This window comes from Paenibacillus sp. GXUN7292 (genome assembly GCF_050864975.1).
In the GTDB taxonomy this organism is placed as follows: Bacteria; Bacillota; Bacilli; order Paenibacillales; family Paenibacillaceae; genus Pristimantibacillus.
Genome location: NZ_JBOZWO010000008.1, coordinates 43291 through 64553, shown reverse-complemented (window position 1 = coordinate 64553; position 21263 = coordinate 43291). Strand labels below are relative to the sequence as shown.

At 44.1% G+C, this 21263-nt stretch carries 16 protein-coding genes; 3 read left to right on the top strand and 13 right to left on the bottom strand.

The genetic code is table 11. The features are described from left to right. Positions 1–12: 12 nt before the first annotated feature. The 7 genes from ACRRU2_RS09530 to ACRRU2_RS09500 all read right to left on the bottom strand — a co-directional run bounded on the left by ACRRU2_RS09530 (position 13) and on the right by ACRRU2_RS09500 (position 13295). On the bottom strand, positions 13–1995 hold the full coding sequence (locus tag ACRRU2_RS09530; protein ID WP_432501040.1) for an alpha/beta hydrolase family protein: 1983 nt from the start codon (positions 1993–1995) through the stop codon (positions 13–15). A gap of 18 nt (positions 1996–2013) precedes the next feature. Beyond that, complete coding sequence (locus ACRRU2_RS09525) at positions 2014–3243, bottom strand: Gfo/Idh/MocA family protein (protein WP_432501038.1); 1230 nt, start codon at positions 3241–3243, stop codon at positions 2014–2016. 18 nt (positions 3244–3261) lie between these two features. Then, entirely contained in the window at positions 3262–4092 is an 831-nt protein-coding gene (locus ACRRU2_RS09520; RefSeq protein WP_331700121.1) for a carbohydrate ABC transporter permease, read from the bottom strand. Further along, complete coding sequence (locus ACRRU2_RS09515) at positions 4085–4966, bottom strand: carbohydrate ABC transporter permease (RefSeq protein ID WP_331700119.1); 882 nt, start codon at positions 4964–4966, stop codon at positions 4085–4087. Before ACRRU2_RS09515 ends, ACRRU2_RS09520 begins: the two co-directional genes overlap by 8 nt. A gap of 78 nt (positions 4967–5044) precedes the next feature. Then, on the bottom strand, positions 5045–6400 hold the full coding sequence (locus tag ACRRU2_RS09510) for an ABC transporter substrate-binding protein (RefSeq protein WP_331700118.1): 1356 nt from the start codon (positions 6398–6400) through the stop codon (positions 5045–5047). 274 nt (positions 6401–6674) lie between these two features. Then, positions 6675–7715, bottom strand: coding sequence for a LacI family DNA-binding transcriptional regulator (locus tag ACRRU2_RS09505; protein WP_432501035.1), 1041 nt, complete (start codon positions 7713–7715; stop codon positions 6675–6677). Between the two features lie 270 nt (positions 7716–7985). Continuing rightward, positions 7986–13295 (bottom strand): DUF4838 domain-containing protein, encoded by a 5310-nt coding sequence (locus ACRRU2_RS09500; protein ID WP_432501033.1) that lies wholly within the window; start codon positions 13293–13295, stop codon positions 7986–7988. A gap of 340 nt (positions 13296–13635) precedes the next feature. Here ACRRU2_RS09500 and ACRRU2_RS09495 point away from each other — a divergent pair, with 340 nt between their 5' ends. Both ACRRU2_RS09495 and ACRRU2_RS09490 read left to right on the top strand, forming a co-directional pair. Then, entirely contained in the window at positions 13636–14517 is an 882-nt protein-coding gene (locus ACRRU2_RS09495; protein WP_432501030.1) for an AraC family transcriptional regulator, read from the top strand. Positions 14518–14947: 430 nt separating this feature from the next. After that, positions 14948–15556, top strand: a complete 609-nt coding sequence (locus tag ACRRU2_RS09490) for an SGNH/GDSL hydrolase family protein (protein WP_432501200.1) — start codon at positions 14948–14950, stop codon at positions 15554–15556. Positions 15557–15840: 284 nt separating this feature from the next. Here the strand turns inward: ACRRU2_RS09490 and ACRRU2_RS09485 are convergent, their stop codons facing one another. From ACRRU2_RS09485 to ACRRU2_RS09460, 6 genes are all read right to left on the bottom strand, one after another. After that, complete coding sequence (locus tag ACRRU2_RS09485) at positions 15841–16134, bottom strand: RNA polymerase alpha subunit C-terminal domain-containing protein (RefSeq protein WP_432501028.1); 294 nt, start codon at positions 16132–16134, stop codon at positions 15841–15843. 222 nt (positions 16135–16356) lie between these two features. Continuing rightward, positions 16357–17331, bottom strand: coding sequence for a hypothetical protein (locus ACRRU2_RS09480; protein WP_432501025.1), 975 nt, complete (start codon positions 17329–17331; stop codon positions 16357–16359). A 26-nt stretch (positions 17332–17357) separates the two neighbouring features. Continuing rightward, positions 17358–18359 carry a hypothetical protein gene (locus ACRRU2_RS09475; RefSeq protein ID WP_432501023.1) on the bottom strand — a complete coding sequence of 334 codons (1002 nt, stop codon included), beginning with the start codon at positions 18357–18359 and terminating at the stop codon, positions 17358–17360. 21 nt (positions 18360–18380) lie between these two features. Then, a complete protein-coding gene (locus ACRRU2_RS09470) occupies positions 18381–19289 on the bottom strand; it encodes a helix-turn-helix transcriptional regulator (RefSeq protein ID WP_331700110.1) in 909 nt (302 codons plus the stop codon). A 372-nt stretch (positions 19290–19661) separates the two neighbouring features. Continuing rightward, positions 19662–20168 carry a DUF4188 domain-containing protein gene (locus tag ACRRU2_RS09465; RefSeq protein ID WP_331700109.1) on the bottom strand — a complete coding sequence of 169 codons (507 nt, stop codon included), beginning with the start codon at positions 20166–20168 and terminating at the stop codon, positions 19662–19664. Positions 20169–20182: 14 nt separating this feature from the next. After that, positions 20183–20815 (bottom strand): TetR/AcrR family transcriptional regulator, encoded by a 633-nt coding sequence (locus ACRRU2_RS09460; RefSeq protein ID WP_331700144.1) that lies wholly within the window; start codon positions 20813–20815, stop codon positions 20183–20185. A 151-nt stretch (positions 20816–20966) separates the two neighbouring features. On the opposite strand from ACRRU2_RS09460, the gene ACRRU2_RS09455 reads away from it, so the two are divergent. Then, positions 20967–21137 (top strand): hypothetical protein, encoded by a 171-nt coding sequence (locus ACRRU2_RS09455; protein ID WP_331700108.1) that lies wholly within the window; start codon positions 20967–20969, stop codon positions 21135–21137. Positions 21138–21263: the final 126 nt, after the last annotated feature.

Genomic DNA, 21263 nt, shown 5'->3' with positions numbered 1-21263 from the left:
TCCCTATCCTGCTTATCTCTTGTCTATTTGTAAATCGTAATATTGCAATATTCCCGGTATAATTACGCTCATCACATCGCGCTCATCAGCAACGCCTTGCGCCAGCCACTCTGACAAGCGGATAGATCCTGCATCGCCCGGCAACTTTCCCGCCTGTAATCTTTCGTCCAATTTAATGGCCAGTTCAGCATAAATCCGAAATAAACCCGCAGCATACAACTCTATTTGACAATCATCCGGTTTACACAAAGACGCTGCAAAATCCGCTGCCCGCAGCACATCGTAGATGCGCAGCGCAGCCAAGCTGTCGCCAAGCCATATCAATTCATCAGCAAGCTTATGCGTCATCCCGAAGAAACGATCATTTGGCTTGCCGTATAGCAAATGCGGTTCATGCGGTCCAACAGCGGAAACATTCAGCACAAGCACTGTGCGACCAGAAGCGCACATCGACTGAATCCAGTTCCACCACTGCACCAAATTTTTTGTACCGTCCTGCCAAAGCGCGATTGCTATCGTTGCCCGTGAAAGATCACTGCCGCTCGCATCGTCTGTGCCACAGTCTGGGCTGAACAAGTATCCGCTGTTCATCACTTCAGGCTGCGACCACCACAGCGCATACTTGATATTAAGACCAGCGAGCGATGGCATCTGGATGAAACGCGGATTCAACTCACAGCGTTCACGATCCGTCAGCACGATTCGCTTCAACCACTCACTCGCGGCAGCGGACTGCTCATCCCTGGCAGCAGTACGAGCTTCTGCAAGCTCGGCAGCCAGAATACTGAATGTATCGCTTGGCGCTTTAGCATCTGCATATTCCCTCATAACTTGCCCGCTTCTTGTACATTGCAATTGTTCAGATGCAAGCGGCGCAAGCTTGCTTCGCTGCGCCTTGCTCCGATAAGCATCCCGCTCCGCATCTCCCTGCTCCAGCAAATGCTCAGTGAAGAAATCCGCCGCCGCGATTGCCAGCACATCCGTATAGCTATGTGTGAATTCATCTTCGACCAAGCGCAAGCCTTCACCCTGCCCAGACATTTCCCAGAATCGGCGGCAGCGCTGAACAGTGCGGCGTGTCGCTTCGATTGGGAAAAAATCGTATTTCACAGCGCAAACGAGCAACGGTTTGGGCGCAAATGCCAGCAACAAATCCTCATGATCAAAGCCAAGCCCGCTCAATCCCGGCCATATTTGCTCCGCATCCTGCACACCGCCAGCATGCATATACTGTTGTCTATTCATAATGAAAGTGGCAGGCGCGGCAGCAGCGATCCGATCATCGCAAACCATCATCATAGCCGTCTGCGTCCCGCCGCCGGAATTGCCTGTTACTCCGATGCGAGTAGGATCGACCTCCGGACGCATTGCCAAATAATCTACCGCCCGCATGGCATCGTGGACAAAATATCGGGCAACGCTTTGTCCAAGCGCATGACACTGAATACCCAGACGCTGATGCTCCGCCGTCCCCCATACTTCTTCTCCTTCGCTATTACGCAGCAGCGATAACCGCTCTCCTTGACCGATTGGGTCAATAGCGAAAACGACCAGCCCCGCCTGTACCATGCGCAAACACACTTCATGATAACGAATGCTGTGCTTGGCTTGCGCGTCGTGACCGCTAAGAAACAAGACAGCAGGCGCAACTTCCACTAGCTGCCTAGGCAAATATAGATTGCCTGTCACATATTCCCCGGGTCTGGATTCGAAAACAATGTTCTCTATCCTATAGCCTTCAGCAGCTACCACATTCACAACGGCAGCATTCAAAGGTGTATCACTCGGCGGCAAGCCGCCAATCGACTTGACAAACGCCCGCTTCATCGCTTGGCGGCGTTCTTCCAACAGCTCGCAGTTATCGATCCGATCCCGCTGCTCATCGCCGGCTTCGAAAGCTTGATCAGCGCGTTTGTAGATGTGCCGTCGCAATTGATCCTTCGTCTCATATAACGTACATATATAATGTTCAAGTTCCTTGATACGTTCCATCATCCCAAATTCCACTCCTCATTATTGGCATAATGACCGCAAATCAGGCACTTGCAGCAATTTCCCTTCTGCAATCGAACGGTTGGCTGTTGCCCCGATCAAGCAAGAGTCCGCTCCCGCCAAACTGTTTGCCTGTTGACCAAGAGGATCCTCGACATCACCTATGAATATTGCCTTGCGCAGCTTTTCGTCACCGCCGCCATGTCCGCCCATTTGTGTGGATACTTGAATAAGCTCTGTAGTACCATCCAGCCTATGGTGCGTAATTGTGCTAGCCTCGATCGCACTCATATCAGCGCTGCGATGCACATTACCAACCTCCAGCCTTCCGTTGCTTCCATTAATAACAGCTTTCCAGCCTTCATACGGACTATAGGCAACTAAAGAATAATTGAGCAATGCCCCACTCGTGTATTCCAGATTGACACTCATCGTGTCATAAATATCAATTCGCTCGTCGAACACACACCGGTCTCTCCAATAACCGTCTTCATGCTCAGCGCCCACATAATATTGATCCATGAACGGGTCTTGCGTAATATCCTTATAGAACTCGCAAGTTGTTGTATATTCGCAAGTCATGCAGCGCTCGCCTTTGGGCTGGCCTTGATCGCCATATACTCGCCGGGCGCCGAATGCCTGCAATTGCTTAGGTCTGCTAGCCAGCCACCAATTAATAATGTCAAAATGATGGGTCGATTTATGCACTAGCAACCCGCCGCTGTTCTTCATCTCCGCATGCCATCTTCTGAAATAATCCGCGCCATGGTCACGGTCAAGAAACCATTCAAACTGAATATGATAAACGTCGCCAATTGCTCCGGATTGAATTAATTCTTTTACCTTGGCAAAATAAGGAGCAAACCGCAAGTTAAATGTCACGGTTACTTTCTTGCCGCTTTTCCGCTCAGCTTCAAGAATGGCTCGTGTCTTTTCTTCGTCAATCGTCATCGGCTTCTCGGATATGACATCACATCCTGCCTCAAGCGATTCAATAATATAGAAATGATGGGTATAGTCCGTACTGGCGACTACAACCACATCCGGCTGCACCTCAGCAAGCATTTGATGAAAATCAGCATACACCGGCACCTGCCCGCATTCTTCACTAAGCAACTTCGCTCGCGTCTGATTCGTATCAAACACGCCTCTGAAATCTACATAATCCTGCAATTCTGTCGCCATCGGTTTGGCGAACATGTATAGCGATCTTCCGCCGGCACCGACAATTACATACTTTTTCTTTGTCATGGTTGCTCTCTCCTTGTCCTAACCCTTCATACCTGTAGATGCGATTCCTTGCACGAACTGCTTCTGCGCAATAAGATACACAGCTACTACCGGCATTGTCGTAATCACCGCACCAGCCATAAGCAGTGCCTGATTAACATTTTCTGATTTCAAATACAACATCCCCAGCGGCAGCGTATATAAATGATTCGATTGCAAATAAATAAGCGGTCCCAGCGTATTATTCCAGGCGCCCATAAAGGTAAATACACCAAGCGCTGCAAGTGCCGGTTTGCATAGCGGCAAATAAATTCTTGCGAAAATGCCCGGAGGACTGCAGCCGTCTATGACCGCAGATTCGTAAAGCTCCTTGGGCAACGACTTGATGAACTGATGCATCAGGAAAATTCCGAACGCGCCCGCCAGGAAGCTTGGAATAATAAGCGGAGAATAAGTGTTCAGCATACCAAACTGTTTCCAGATAAAATAAGTCGGAATCATTGTTACTTGACCCGGGATCATCAAAGTCGCCAACATTATAATGAAAATAGTAGCGCGCCCCTTGAACTCGAACATGGCTAAACCGAAAGCCACAACCGCACAGGACAATAATGCCCCAATCATATCCAAGGTTACAATAAAGAAGCTGTTAAACGTGTAACGAGCAAAATTAACTTTATTCCATACTTCCGCAAAATTCCCAAAATCAATAGGATTGGGTATAAGCTGCGGCGGCATCGCTGCCACTGCACCGCTTGTCTTGAGTGATGTTGAAATCATCCAGAGGAACGGAAAAAACATGGCGACAGCACCAACTATTAAAAACAGATAAATGATTATTTTAATCGGCAGGGGAGTCGACTTAGTCATAATGCACCCACCTTTTCTCAAAGTAACGTTGGAACAGCGTCACAACAAGAATAACAAAGAATAATATCCAGGCCATCGCTGATGCAGGACCCATCTTGAATAGTACGAACGAGTCTCGATAAACAACCAGATTTGGCACCACACTCTGTTGCGGAATGCCCGCCTGAATGCCCCCGAATAAACCAAGAAATATATCAAACGCTTGAAATGCAGATATCGTAGATAGAATCACAACCATATAAACCATTGGCGTCACAATCGGGAAGACGATATGAGTAAGCTGCTTCCAGCCGGAGGCACCGTCAATCTGACCTGCTTCCAGCACTTCCTTCGGAACATTCTGCATGCCCGCCAGCAGTATAATCATCGATTGTCCCACGCCTTTCCACACATTCACAATTGCAATGCTGGCCATAACGACGATCCATGATTTATTATCTATCCAGCGCACCGGATCAATATTTAACAGTCCAAGAAACCAGTTTATAACACCATATTGATGGTTAAACATCCAGGCCCAAACAACCCCGCCCGCAAGCCACGGCGTCACGACCGGCATGAAATATAATAGTCGAAACAAAGATTTGGCACGAAGCGCCTGGTTTAGCAGGAAGGCGATCAAAAAAGCAAATAACGTTTGTAAAGGAACGAATATAAGCGCAAATGCGAAAACATTTCGCATGGAAATCCAAAATTCATCTTTTTTGAACATATTGATCCAGTTCGTTAACCCCGTCCACTTGGGAGCGTTGAATAAATCATACTGCGTAAACGAAATATAGGCGGAGAAAACAACAGGGAATATCAGAAATACAACAACATTAATGACAAATGGCAGTGTAAATATATAACCCCAGTAATTTTGCTTACGCATGAAAGACCTGCCTTTCTATGCATTGAAAGGTGCTGGTCCCAGCGAGGCCGCACCTTTCAACATGATATGAACTATTAATTATTGATTTTCATCCAATACTTGCTGCACACCTTTATGAGCGGCCGCCAAAGCATCTGCTACACTTTTATTTCCTTGTACAATCGCCTCATTCACCTCTTGCTGAACAAGCAATCTCCACTCTGCCCAGCTAGCGTTCTCATCCAGTGTTACACCGCCCTCGGCTACACCTTCGGTGAAGCCTTTCTTATTCAACGGTTTAGTCGTGCTGTTGTCAAAAATAGTATAAGCGGATTGTTTTACTGGCAGTGATGAGCCACTTTCAGCAAGAATAGTTTGCGCTTCATCCCCCAGATAGAACTTCAAGAACTGCCATGCCGCTTCCTTGCTGTCATCCGATGCTCTGGATGAAACCAGCCAGGAATTCGTAACAAACGGCACATAACGTTTGCCATCTACAGCTTTCGGCGCTTTCACTATATCCCAATCCGCATCTGGGAAATTCGAATTCATAGACACTTGCTCGCTATATTGCATCATATACATTGCTGATTTGCCTGTTGCGAACACTTCCAGTGCGCCGCCATTGGCTTTCAAAAAATCGTTATTTGTGAAATAACCTTCTTCAATACCTTGGCGCAATTGGCTCAAGCCTTCAAGTGTTTTCGGATCATCTAGCATCGACTTGGTTTTTGTATCGTCAAGAACCATACCACCTGCTTGCTTTATCCAAGGGAACCAGCCAGTTGTAATAGAAGCCGTTCCAATAAAACCGAATTGCTTCACATTATTGCCTTCTTTAATCGTCAGCTTCTTCGCCGCTTCTATCAAATCAGCATATGTCCAATCATCTGTCGGCAAATCAACATCGGCCGCTTCGAACGCACTCTTATTGTAGGCCAATGCTACGGAGTTAATGCCATGAGGAATCCCCCACACCTTGCCATCAGACGTCTGTGCCGAGAATAGAGCATCGACATAATCCGAAGCATTCAGATCGCGCTCAATGTAAGGTTTCAAATCTTCAGCGACGCCGCGTTTGCCATAGCCAAGAATGGTGGCATTCTCCTGGAACCACACATCAGGCATCGTGTTTCCCGCAATTTGCGTTGCGATCTTGGACGTGAAATCACCCCAAGGAGCATCTTCAATCTTTACCGTAATATGCGGATGAGTTTCTATGAACTTGTCAATGATTTCTTTCTTTGTAACTTCATAACTGCCCGGCAAACCAATCGTCAGTGACAATTGCTTAGGGGGCTTCTCTGACGGTGCAGCAGATTCAGTTCCTGACGAAGGAGCGCTCGACGGCGAAGTAGATGGTGTATTGTTGGAGCCACCGCCGCCAGACGAACAAGCTGTGAAGACCAGAACCAAAGCCAACATCATAATCCATAAACCAGATCTTTTTTTCAAAACATACCAACTCCCTTTTTTGAATTAATTGCTTTTTCATTCAAAATTCATTCAGAAATCGTTACAACTTAGGAGCGCTTTAAGAATACGTTGTTGGTAATCGATTTCTATAAAAATTATAACATGAAACCCCTTACACGGCAATAACTTATTAATTATTCAAGGTTTATCTGCTGATTTTCTTCTTTTATTCGATTTTTTATTACAAAATACTGTAATCGAGTACTTTTTAGTACGGGACTTTAGCTTTTAAATCGCTATCATCCTCATATTCTTAAGTTAACTGCAACTGGCACTCTGCAACAGAACTTCGTTCTACCAACTCAGGCTGAAGAATAATATCAAACGACGGAACGTCTGCTTCATTCATTTTATCAAGCAACATTTTACAAGCCAGCTTTCCCATCTCATAATCCGGTTGTTTAATTGTTGTCAGCTGCGGATTCATCATCTGGCCAAAGTCGATTCCGTCAAAACCCATTACCGATATCTCTTGCGGCACTCGAATATTCCGTTCCGACAATTCATTAATGACGCCGAATGCCATCATATCATTACAAGCAAATATCGCCGTTGGCGGCGCAGCGCCATCCAGCAGCCTCTTCGTCAAGAGCTTCCCTGTATCAAATTCTGATAGCGGATTGTCGGAAAATGTTACTTTTGACTCTTCCAACAATGGTTCAAGCCCCTCCGCCTTCATAGCCTCCATATAACCAAGCATTATGCTTTTGCGACTGGGCCGATCTATCTTCGAAGTCACGTAGCCAATCCGTTTATGTCCTTTGGATTGAAGATGCTTCGTCGCCAAATAACCGCCTTTATGATAATCGAATTCGATCTGGTTGATCTGATCTTCTTCAATCTTCTGGTCAATGGCAATCACATGCACACCTGCTTTGATCATGCTCTTGAGTTGAGACTTGTCACTGGAGATAGAGGATATCACAAGACCTTTAATTTGTTTTTCCATAATCGTCCGAATATACTCATCTTCCAACAGTGGATCATGCAGTGAATTACATGCTATTACAGTAAAATTATTTTTTCGGGCAATTTCTTCAATCCCGAACAAGACAGACGAGTAGAACGGGTTCATGACCGAAGGGACAATAACCCCGATCGTCGTGCTCTTGCTTCCTTTCAACTGCCGGCCAAGCAGATTGGGAACATAATTCATCTCCTTCGCAAGAGATAATATTTTCTCGCGCTTTATTTTACTGACCGGATAGTTGCTATTGCTAAGCACACGCGACACCGTCGCCGATGAGACGTTCGCCGCTTTTGCTATATCATGTATTGTTGTAGGCTTATTCATAATGTCCCTCTCTCGTAATCAATATTGCGAAACTTCAGTGTATGCAATACCACTTGTAAGTTTATTTGATTATAGCAATAGAAAGAGTATGAAAGCAATCGTTTTCTATTTTGTTTCTATGATACTGTTCAACTAAATCTAGTTAATAGTTAAAAGATATTTATTTTTACGATTCGAACAACAAAAAAACGCGTAGAGCCGCTATATACAGTCTACGCGTTTTTTTGTGTTATTAGGGGGATTCTTCAAATTTCGAATTGCTGAATTTTATTAATTTGCAGGTATAATTTCGAGTTGAATATCATCAAACCATGCAGGTCCTCCAGTGCTCGGCTCTAATCTTAAATACACTTGAAGAATCGTTGCATCTGCTCGAGGACTTATCTCTAGCTCAAAGTACTGCCATTCCTGTTTTGGAGTTGGCATCGGACTGTAGTCGTACTTCAATGACGCACCAGTCTGATTCGTTTGCCGTAATCCAAATCTAGCTTTACCATTTTCACTATAAACCCATCCGCTTAAAAGATATTTGGCTCCAGGAATGATCGCAATATCGTCAGAACGGGCTTCTATTGCTGATTCCGGAATAGGCGTCGCTTTCATAGCATAGTTTCCAGTATGTGGTTTCTCGTTTGATCGCTCCATTCCTCTGGGAAGCCAATAATTTGGATGCAAAGGATTTTCTAGACTAGCCTCCTCAAAGCCAGGGTTCTTCAACAAGTTTGTGTCATGCGTTACCTTGAGCCTCTTATGCAATGTTTCCTCGCCACCCACTCTTAGGCTAATTTCCACGAAGTAATCGCCTCCTTCCAATACCTCAGGAACAGTTAACGTCCCTTCTACGGTTAGGGATTGGTTGGCAGGGACAGTAACCGGATTATCAAAATCGAGTTGAATTCCATTGGTTGCTGTGCCAGATAACTCCAAAGTTAGATCTTCAGAATGATTATTTCTGATTGTTACAGGAAATTCATAAGCACCTGAATGTGTAGTCTTGATCTCTTCACTTGAGAGCTGAAGATCAAGTTGTTGCGGCGATGCAATGATTTCAAGCTTAAGATTATCAAACCATGCAGGCGCTTCAACGTTCGGCTCTAATCTTAAATACACCTGAAGAATCGTTGCATCTGCTCGAGGATCGATCTCTAATTCAAAGTACTGCCATTCCTGTTTTGAAGTTGGCATCGGTGTGTAGTCATACTTCAATGACGCGCCAGACTGATTTGTTTGCCGTAACCCAAATCTTGCCTTGCTGTTATCACTATACACCCATCCGCTCAAACGATATTTGAGTCCCGGAGTGATAGCAATATCGTTAGAACGTGCTTCTATTGCTGTTTCCCCAGGATTTGCTTTGATAGCATACTCTCCATCGTACACTCGATCACTTGATCGCTCCATCGTTCTGAGACTCCAATAATTTGCATTCAAAGGATTCGACTGCTCGCCATCTTCGAAGCTTGGGTTCCTCAACAAGTTTGTGTTGTACACAATCTCGATTTTCGAAATTAGCACATCCTTGCCACCCAATCTTAAATGGATATTTACAAAATAGTCACCTTCCACCAATTCTTCAGGAATGGACAACGTTCCATCTACTTTTAAAGATTGCTTCGCAGATACATGAACAGGATTGCCAAAATTAAGCTGAATACCATCGGTTGTATGACCAAATAGTTCAAAAGCCAAATTCTCAAAATGATTATTTTTGATCGTAACAGGAATTTGATACGTTCCTGCATGTGTAGCCGTGAACTCCTTACTTACGAGCTGAAAATCGATTTGTTGTCTGATCAGCGTATAAGCTTCATCAATCAGATATTGCGAATTATCTTCATTCAACACACCACCGGATCGGAGCTGCTCCAATTCTGTTATGAATTCAACGAGAAGACTTACATATTGTTCAATCTCTTCTTGCTGAAATTTTTCCTCAGCTGATTCGAGCAAATCAAGCAATGGCCCGGCCTGTTCGTTAGTCAACTTCTCTTCATTAATACAAAGATTAACGATGTCTATCATATCTGCTACGCCGTATTGGACTTGATAGATTCCTATGTCATCCAAATAAACAGTAGCATCTTCAGCATCTCTAACTTGCGTATTGATATGAAGCCGTTCAATATCTACCCCTTTAATTTGTGTCGGCAATTCATCAAATATGGTAAGTTCCGTCCATTCTCCAGCATGATCAGCCAGCGTCATAGCATCGGAATAATACACCAATTTATTACTTCCAGCATGAAGTTCAATGACGATTTGAACGGTCCCTTGACTAGTCGTACCTTCTGGTGTGAAAAATTTGACGGATGATGCAAATAGACCAGGTTTCACATCTACATATTTCCACACACCTGCCAGCCTTGCATTTTGGAAACGCAAGCTTCGAGTTCCGTCCGAAGCCTGTTCATTCGTAACATTGATTATAGCAGCTGAATTAGGATCCCATAGATTCCAGGTTGGTATACCTTCTTCCTCAAATGAGTATTCAGCAGCTAGTGACTGTTCGAGAATACTATGCTCAAACAAATGGGCATATTCGCGAAGTTTTGGCTTTGCAGTATTTTGTTGAAAAGAAAGAATACGTTGTTTGATCGCGCTCTCCTCAACCAAGTGAGCGTTAGCCTCCATGTATTGCTTTATATGCCAAAATTCATCGGGATTCCAGCCAGACCAAGCTTCCCCTAATATAATCGGGTCAATAGCATATCTTTGCGTAGGGTTTTGGTTGTATTCTTGAATGAGCTCCGGTCGCCGTTTAACCATTTCCAACCGGTTTTCCAGCGTTTGTTCCAATTCATCCAACATCGTCAGCACGTCTTCATCCGTCTCAGGCTTTTCCAGTTGACGCGGATAAGTTAGTGCAGAAGCTTCATAAAATTCAAATTGGTGCAACAACTGCTTCGCTCTTATTTTTTGCTCTGGCGTCTGAGTTTTCTCGATAACCGCTTCAAGCAATGGACGGCTTCGAAGAATTTCATCTTCTGCAAATGCCAGATACGAGTTATGTCTCATCGACAGATAGGTACTATTCTTCGATGTTTTAAACCAATCCGATTCTAACGCTTCCGTTCTCCAGAAATTTTCCCATATTTCGAAATATTCCCGCAAATCTGCAGCTGCATCTGTACCTACCGCAGATTCATACCAGTGGTCAAGCAAAGTATTCACATCCTGCTCCATACTCCAGCCAAGCTTTGCAATTATCCATGGCTGAGGACCATCTCCAAGCACTGGATGCATATCCCAATGATGTACCAGCACATTCTGCTCTTTTGCATACTCATACAATTCTTCTACCATATTCGGATAAACACGCGGCAACGGATAGTATCCACTTAACATATAATCATACCAACCCAGTTGTGTTGCTTGTGCACTCCAAGCTTCTGAGTGTGCTTTTCCCTGTGCTTCAACTTCAGGATCTGCCCAAGCTAATCTATCCTTCGTAACGACGGGAATGACTCTCGAATTCAACGGAAAATCAGGCGGATCCATAACTTGCTGATAAGCATAAAGACCAAACCATTTGTTCGGGTAGTCTTCTAAAACACCTTCGACTACTTCGTTTACCCACTTGTAATAAATCTCGGACATATGCTGTACGCCGACCGAATTAATTTTATTCGGAAATTGGGGATGAGTAGGATTGTCTTCACAATACCCTCCTCCATCGTTAACAGCCAGAGAAAAAGATATTGCATTAGGATTTTTTCTAAAGTACTCCTTGATCTCATCTATCGCTACTGGAATCGTGGCCGGATTACTGTAACATGGCTGCCAACGATGGGGATCTCCCTGTGCAGGCGGCTTATTCTTGGGATAGAAATCAGGATACTTTTCCGTATCTCCGTATTTATCGACTGGGAAAAGTGTAAAAATATTATGACCAAGCGCGATCTCGGAAGCAGATATAGTCCGGTTCTGGCGGTACCATTCTGAACGTACCGTCCCATAAGTATTCCCGCTGCCCATATTGACTGTACGCCTTAATGAAAATGCTGTAGGTTCGTCTTTCCAAGCTTCACTCGGCATACGCAGTTCTTCCATTTGGGGAATGTCAATCCATTCTTCTCCAGGGAATAGCCATGTAACACCTACGTATTTCTCCAAAAATGCATATACGCCGTTACGTGTACCAACCAATGTCGGGCTTGTAATAATGAGCTGGTGCCCATCGGGAGCTATGATGAAGCCATCGGAATGCAAGGCTGCGACTTCACCTGCCAAATTTAAATCTTCCTCGTAGGAACCTGTACCAATTCGAATGGTTACTGTAGATGGATCAAGATCCAATTCTTCCAGTTGATCGATTGTATATATCGGCAGCTTAGCTCCTGTAGCACGCTCAATATATTCAGCCATTACCGCTGCAGCCTCGTTTATCTCTGGACCGCTCATTGCAGGCTTGATTATGACAGCATGGCCCTGTCCTTCTGAGACGATCGACGGTGGCGTCGTACTTGGAGTTGGCGTTGGTGTTGGCAAACCAGGAGTCACGCTGCTATTGCCCCCGCCAATCACATTTGATGTCGGTGATGGCGATATGGAACCCGGTCCTTTCACTTGGTCCGGCTGCTTCTCGAACGTCGAAGCTCTCGCTTGTTCACTTATGATCGCCTGTTTGATTCGACCTTTTCCTGTTATTTTAGCCGCTGCCTCCAACAGGAGTGACGCAATCGTTGATCCCTCGTCGACACTCAACTCTGCTCCGCTGCTGGTCACTGTTGTCGTTCCTTCTATCGCCACATTTTCCAGGAACACTTGGCCTTCGCCGATTCCTTCAGCAAGAATCAAGTTGCCTGTTATTCGCATATTTCGCAAGGTAATACCGGCAGCGTTCACCACAACGTCCCGGCTAACGGTTTCTATCCCTACAGATGGCCCGTATACACCCGCTTGCTCATAGGTTGCCTTAAATCTTACAGCAATAGCGCGATCCAGGGTAACCACTGCCTCCGCACGGGTAATTGGCGATTTCGGATTGAAATTGCCATCTTTATAACCTTCCATCAGACCAGCATTAGCTACAGCGCCAACAGCTCCACTACTCCATTCAGCAATGAGACTTGCATCTCCAAATCGATTGACAGCTGAGCGATAGACGGTACCATCTAATTGAATCAGCCTGGCGATGATTATAGCTGCCTCCTGACGGCTGATAGGTCGATCTACTCCGATCGTTCCATCTTCATATCCTTTGATATACCCGGCAGCAACCGCTTTGGCCACCTCATTATAAACCCAATTGGAAGCGTTAACATCTCGAAAGTCGATGGAAACCTTTTTGCTAAAACCGAAAGATCGATTAACAAACGCCATAAACTCCCCTCGTGTCACGGTGTTATCAGGTTTAAATGTCCCATCCGCATAACCTTGAACATAACCCTTGGAGGACCAGTCTGACAGTGAATTCTCTGCCCAATGGCCTTTAATATCGGTCAAAGTGCCCGAAATTGAATCTTCCGCGCCATACACTTCACCTCCCATTTTGAAAGCGATTTCCAAAGGAGAAAGCATAATAGCCAAAACGAGTAAGAATACAAACTTCTTTCCGATAAAACGAGTCATTCGTTGCATATTAGCCTCCTAATACTATTTTAGTAACCGATTGCTAATTCATATAAGACCTAGCAGCATTTATACCACTTCCATTAGCTGAGTTTTTACAATCAATTAATTCAGCAACTACTGTACCTCAACGTCCACATCTATTTGTGTTTCAACAGCTTCTCCTCCTTGTATAGAAATCGTTTTCTATTTTTATCTTATTAACAATCATAGCAACCAAAATTAAAGGTCGTCTATGGAAGCTCTTGCTATTATTTTGTATATTCTTGCTCATCTTCACATTTTTTAAAAAATTCAAGTATAATAAAATTCATCTGGTAAAGCGGTTACATGAAGGAGGTTTCTTATAATGACAACTCAAAGACAAATTGTTGATTATAAGCAGCGGTTTCCGTTCAGGATTTCAAATGTAGGAAAAAATGCAATGGTCGATCATTACCTCGTACTCCCGCACTGGCATGAACATTTAGAATTAATCAAAATCGTTACAGGTGTCGTACAGGTTAAAGTCGATAGTCAAACATTCATTGGTGAAGAAGGAGATATTTTTTTCTTCAATAGTTGTCAAATTCATTCCGTTTCTGTTATGAATCATGATACAGAATCAAGAATTCATGGTATGATCTTTGACCGAATATTATTGTACCGTGCTATGGCAAACCAACAGACTGAGCAATGGATTTCTTCACTTCTGGGACATAGAGCGATAAGAAATCAATATACGCCTGCCCATGAGCTCTGGCCAAAATTAAATGAAGGGTTCAATACCGTCATTGAAGAAAATACGACAAAGCCTATCGGATACGAATTAATTATTATTTCTGAAATTTATACTTTAATCATGTCGATTCTACGTATATACGCTAATGAAATAAGCTCGGATGTAAATCCAAGCCGGTACATAGAACGATATTCAAAATTAAAGCCTGCGCTCGATTACATTGAGGAACATTTTGCAAATAAAATGAGTTTGGAGGAAATTAGTAGTCAGTCTAACATGAGCCCGTATCATTTCACACGAGAGTTTAAGAAGCTGTTCGGAATGACTCCGATGCAAATGGTTACTGATGTCCGGCTCCACCGTGCAAAACGCTTATTATTGGATTTAAATACTAGCATTACAGAAGTTTCAAATTTGGCAGGATTTTATGATGTGGGGCATTTCAGCAAAGTTTTTAAACAAAAAAATGGATATACACCGTTACAATTCCGCAAAGGATTTGATCTATAGTCCTTTGCGGAAATCTACTATTTTTTTCAACCAATTTCCTGAAGAAATATTAATTTTGTTATTATCGTCTACCCAGCAGGACAGACCAACAACTACAATGAGACTGTCGATTAATTGTGGGCAACTATTGATAAGCAATAAGAAAGGGGGAACGGAGAGCAAGAATGGGAATGGAGAAGCGGCAGCGTCCGCCTTTGTAGGCCAATTTTATCCTTTATGGGGATATTTATTCGTATAAATTGGACTACAACAGCGGTCGGAATCCCATTTTGATCGCAGTGGCCCCCTTTCTATTGCTTGTTGCTTTTATCCACAGTTAATCGACAGTCTCATAATTGTAGTTAGACAAGGCCTCCTGTTTCATTTAGAATTCAATATTATCGTTCGAGTATCCAACCAAAAACTTGAATAAACTGGAAAAGAGGGATTAATTATTAGAAGTCTTTTTGTAATAGGAGACAGCATATCGATCCAATATGGACCGTATTTGAAGCAAATGATCGCAGGCCGCTTTCACTATGATCGCAAGCGGGGTGAAGAACAAGCGCTCATCGATCTGAACAATCCAGTCGGGGCCAATGGCGGCGATAGCGGAATGGTTTTGCAATATTTGCGAGAGGAACAGAGCAAAGGAATCAAGTACGATATACTGCTAATCAATTGCGGGCTGCACGATATTAAGACGGATCCCGCAACAGGCGATAAACAAGTTGAACTTGCGAAATACCGTGACAACTTATCGCAGATTGCTGGCATTGCCCAAGAGATGGCGCGCTCTTTCATCTGGATTCGAACGACCGATGCCTTAGAAGAAATCCATAATAGCAGATGTCCGGGGATTCACCGTTTCCATGAAGATGTAGTGTCCTATAATGCCGCTGCGGATGAAATTATGTCGTCAAGCGCCGTCCCTTCCATCGATTTGTACCAGTTCACACAAGTATTCGGGGAAGCCGCCTATTGCGATCATGTGCACTTTAATGAAGAAGTACGGCAACAGCAAGCTGCGTATATCGCCGGTTACCTGAGCCATTACTAGCACCGGCAGACTTCCGGCAATCGTTACACTGTCGAAACAGGTTTCTCATCGGTCTGGTTTCCAGCTATTTAAGCTTTGCAACCAAGGATAAACGGCTCCGCCGTCCTTCGCTTGAACGAAGGAGGCGCGTTTACCGATGAAGTATAGGAACAGGTATAAGGTGAAAACTTATACTTTCCTATACTTGAACAAAAAGATCGCCTTCCTTGCCTGCTTATCAAGCCGGATGGCGACCTTCTTTTACATTTGAAATGTTAGTGTTCATGCCACAAATTGTCGTTTATTTATTTTCTGAAAGACAGCCCATTTTCCTCCAAAGCAGCTCTGAGCTTTGGCAGCGAGGCCGGCCCCATCCCATGATACTTCATAATCTCTTTTTCGCTATAGGTTGCAAGCTGCTGCAGCGTCGTGATGCCATTATGCTCCAATGCACGTCTTGCAGGTGCTGAAAGAAGAGCTAAAAATCCGTTTTCAGGCTTGCGTTCTTGCTCGCAGACTGGGCATGTGGGACAATCGCTGCTTTTATAGTACTCGTGCCCTTTGCTGCAGGTTCTTACATTTTTTTGCGAAGCCGCCATACTTATACGCCTCCTTGTTATATAGCTCGTCCAACTAAATATTGAAGTATTTTGATTATAAACCAACTCGCTATGGACATCAAAAATAAAACAGCTGCAGGCCATAATGACCTGAAGCTGCCAAATAACAAACTTTTAGATTTTGAGCTTTATGCGGTTTGCTGTAGTGGCTTCCCCCTCCGGAGCCGACCACCTGAAGGAGTGATGATGTTTGAAATATCCTTATCTTAAAGCGATATCATTTCTCCGAATATCTATCGTTTCGCGCATAAATGCTTTGATGATTTCAATCGCTCTATTTTCTGCTTGCTGAGCTTTAGCAAGTATATCAATAAGCTGTTTGCCAGCTTCAAAATCCAGCCCGTTGCGCCTGCAAATCGAACCCGCCAGCTGTTCCGCCTCACGAAATACCGCCTCGACTAACACATACTGCTCCTCTGCTAATTGCAGCTTAGGCCAATACGTCTTCAGCTCGACAAAGTATAGTCTGATATCTCGTTTGGCGGCAGCATAGCTGCGTATAACGACAGTCAATCCCCGGTGGTCGAAATCACCGCTCTTTATCGCCATGACTAAGGCATCATAAGCCGCTCTGCCGCAGGCATAATCTTTCTCGGGCAGCATTGGATCATGAGTTTCCCATTTATTAATCGCTTGCATAAGCGATTCTCGGCAAATTTCCAGATGATCAAGCGGTATTTGAGACTCGAATACTTGATAATACCAATAAGGCGAAGCATTGCTGCCAAATGACTCGTAGGGCAGGAGCTCCAGTTCCTCCGTGCGGCCATTCGATAGGAACAATATTTCTTGCGCATCATCGTAACCAACGGCAAGCACAAATTTATCGTTCCATATAATCGCTCCTGTACCGTCAGCTATCGCTTCTTTAATCTGTGCAATAGCATTTTGCTTATAAAGCGGAAAGGTTGCATCGAAGCTAAAGCCTGCAGCTGAAGAAGCGGCCACTCCAATGAAATCCGCAGCAAGGAAATTTTCTGCTATCCAATTATAGGCTGTATGCGACTCTGCTGTTAGCCGCCGGTTGACCGTAAACCGAAATGCTGACGCCGTCATTCCTGCCAGCACCGGCTTGGAGAATGAAAACCATCCCTTGTAAGCTACAATAGCGTGCATTGCGTCAATATAAGATTCCGACTCTATCGACATTTTCAAATCGGCTATAATGACCGCCATATGTTCACCTCTTTGTGCCAATTTAATTACTTTGGCGTATGTGTTCCCCAACGCGGGACGATGGACCGCTTCAGATCAGGATAAGTGCGCGAAACTTCACGAAATAACCCAACTACCTGATCCTCCAACAATTGAGCCTCTGCCAGCCTTTTGATCAAGTTGCTACATTGGGCCCGATTAATTTTCCGCCCCTCTTTCGTCGTAGCTATGCAGCTCTTCATATCCGGGATAGCCTCCGCCAATTGATCGTAACAAGCAGAAGCATCGTCCAACTTTGGCCAAATACCGCAGGCTTCATGCAAATAAGCATTAATTTCTTTACGAGAATGGAAGTAGGAGTCCAGAATATAAACCGCGCCCCCTTCGTCATAATCACCTTTGTTGAGAGCGCTTATAAGAAAATCATAGGCCAGCTTGCCAGAAGCTATATCCTTGTTCGGCAATGTTTTGTAAGGCGTATCCCAGTCAGAAATAGCAAGGCGAAGCGATTCCAGAAGCATCGCCTCGTATGGAATATCTACCTTCTTATCCCCGAGTATCTGACAATACCAGAACTCGGTAAAGTTAATGCCAAAATTGTCATAAAGTACAATCTGCGGTTCCGTCGATCGTCCATCCTGTACGAAAAACACGCGATCCTCATCATCATAGCCGCTAATAACACCAAACTCCGGCAGCCAGTAAATCACACCGATCCCTTGCTCCAGACTGCCTTTCACCCAGTTCACCGCATCCTGTTGGTAATGGCGGAATGTAGGATGTCTCGTACGTCCGGCATCCATTACCGTGAATAAGCCTAAATTATCGATCGCTGGCTTATGCTCTGCAGTCCACTGGCCATAAGCTGTTACCGATAACGGCAGCAGCCTCTCGTGGACTGTAAATTTGAACGCCATCCCGGTAAGACCGGAAAGCCTGTATTTTGGGCCGTCAAATAAATGAGCATCCGTCAATATCGCATGGAGACTGTCAATATAGGATTTAGATTCCCGCTTCATCGTCAAACGTTCCAATAGCATACTCGGCATTCCTTTCCCCTCCTTCGCCTTCTACTCTGTACGCTTCAACCGGTTCAACGCCTGTTCACATCTGCTTTGAAGCTTCTGCTTTAGCCATTTCGGAGAAATAAGCTCCTCCCACTCGTTAACGATCAAATGCTGCAAAAAGCTGTCTGTATCGAAAAAGGAAATGGAATACACTAGCTGCTCCTTAGACAGTACACGGTAGCCATTCCAGCTGTCCCCGTCAAGCGGTGCTGCCAATTTCACCTTGGCAGCATATGGCGTGCGCACAGGTTTCTGTCCTTCGCCATACACCGCCGGAACCGGTTGATCGCGCTTTGAAGAAACACCAGCGACGGAAAGTTGTTGAATACCGTCCAACCTCAAGCTGAGTGACCTATCATCTGCTTCATCATATACAAGAATATAATCAGCATGGTAACGGGCGGCGAACCTTACCGGGCTTACATGAAAATAACGCTCGCCTTCATGATCTTTATATAAAATATGAACCGACAGCTTCTCTGATATCGCATGCGACAGCAGCTCTATGTATTGCATCACTTGTGAATTCACATGAAATACCGGCAGCTGAAGCTGATTTTCGTTCCACTCCTCCTCGCCTTCGAATCGCCCAAGCAAATCGGCAACACGACGAACAGATTCCGAATGATCATAATTGTAATGCCGATAACGAAGCGCGAGATATTTCAATATCCCTTTCTCCTCATCCGTCATATACACATAAGGTAAAACAAAGGTTTCATCTTGGTAGCAATAGCCTCTATGTTTAGCTACATATTTCAAAGGTGCACGGAGGGACACCTCCATATATTCAATATCACGTGCAGCCTGTCGTTTAGAAATTTCGAATTGCTCGGCAAGAAGACTGCTGTTCGGGTATTTTCCCGCACGCACTTGCTGATCAAACCATCCTATACGATGCATATTGCTCATACCCTAACAGCCCCTTCCAACCTTCCTCTCTTTCCATTACAGCATTGAATGCTTTAGCCTGCAACAAAAGTTAGAAGATTATAGCGTCCACTTTTTCCTGTGGAGCGTTTGCACATCGCTTGCATACTTGAACAGATTTCCCATTTGAGTTTGTCTGTGTATACAAAAGTTTAATTCTTGTACTTCCACATAACGGGCAGGTGCCTCTCCCGCGAGACGGAAGCTTCCAAAGCACACGGCCTCTTTTTGTTTTTGGCATTTATTCCAACCCCATTTCTCTATTGATGCCATCATTATATAACAAGTGGTATGACATAAAATGTCATACCACTTGTTATATAATGATTTTTATTCGTTTAATTGCTGTCTATCTCATGGATTAGCTGGCGTTGGGACAGCTGGCTCTCCATCCCGGCCAAGCCTTCTGCTTGCTGTTTCACGTTTTCCAGTAGCTGGAACATGACTGCCTGCTTTTGCAAGCCCAAAAACGGGCATGTTGTTATACAGACATTCGTACTGTCCTTCAGGAACGAGATATGTCTCATGGTAAATCCCAACGACGCCGCTAGTACCTATCTTTTGATTAAAATTACGCCATGCCTTCAGATGGGCAGCCCCTTCCCTTGCATACTGTTCCAACTGCTCAAAGGACTTCCAATACTGTATAATAGAGATTCCTCTCCACGATAAGTGAAAACTGGCGCTTAGAAAACCTAAATCAGGATTACGGTACAATTCTTGAAGCATAGGATTCATCGATTTGAAAACCGGCAGCCACTTATGTACAGCCCATATTTTATTCACTCGCATACCGATGATAAAAACAACAAAGGGGCCTTCCATTTGCGCTGTATATCGACCGGATATAACTTTGCTCATAATTTGAGTACTCCTTAATCATTAATAAGCAATTGAAGATGGGTTTCATAAAAATCTGCAATATCCGAGGAGTCATACAGCTGAGCGGTCAAAAATGCCCCGTAGAACACAGTAAACAATACCTTTACAGCAGTTTCAGCCGTAAACTCATTCTTGAGTTCACCATCAACAATCGCCTCAGACATACTACGATAAAATATTTTATACATATCAGGTGTTTCAGCTCCAAGCTCCTCATGACCAGGAAATAATAACCCGATTTCGGCTTCACTTAGTTCCGGCATGCAAGGATGCATTTTCATCTCGACTAAAAATGATATCAAGCTAGGCATTAAACCAGGTTTTTCCCTAGTCTGCTGCGCCACTTTGTTCAATAGATGCCTAATAACCGCGAAGCCTCGTTTCTGCTCCGCTTCAATCTCGATTACACGTTCTGTTAACCAGACACGCATAAAATAAATAAGCAAATCCTCTTTTCTTTGAAAAAAATTAAAAAAAGTAACCCGTGATACTTCTGCCTTTCTGCAAATATCATCAAGCATTACTTCTCGAAACATCTTATCTTCCATTAAGGATAAACAAGCTTCGTATAATGTAACTTTCGTTCTGGCTTTTTTTAATTCTCGCAAAGAAATATTTGAAAACATCACCGATTATTCCACCCACCTCTTACTACTTCAGTAAAAATATTAACACGAGTTAATTTATTTAGTCAAGTAAGAATTATGCGTCAAGGATACCAGAATAAAAAGAAATCCGCCTTCTCATACTATGTGTTAGATAATGGAGGTGAATGTCATGCCAAAAAATAGTGCCGATCCTAAAATGGACCGCGCGGATAATCGTGCAGATAAAAAGAACAATCAACAAAACAATGCTCATTTCACTGAAGAAGCTCAAACATTGACTAGCAATAAAGCTGCCGATTTTGTGCCAAGTTTAAATAATATTCCGAAAAATGAATCATAGGCAGCAGCTGCGGCTCCGCCGTCCTATGGACAGGCGAATTTTAGCGATGAAATATAAGAGCTGGTTTAGGGATACAAAAACTTATATTTGAACGAAAATAAGCGTCAAATAGTCCCCTCCTGTAGC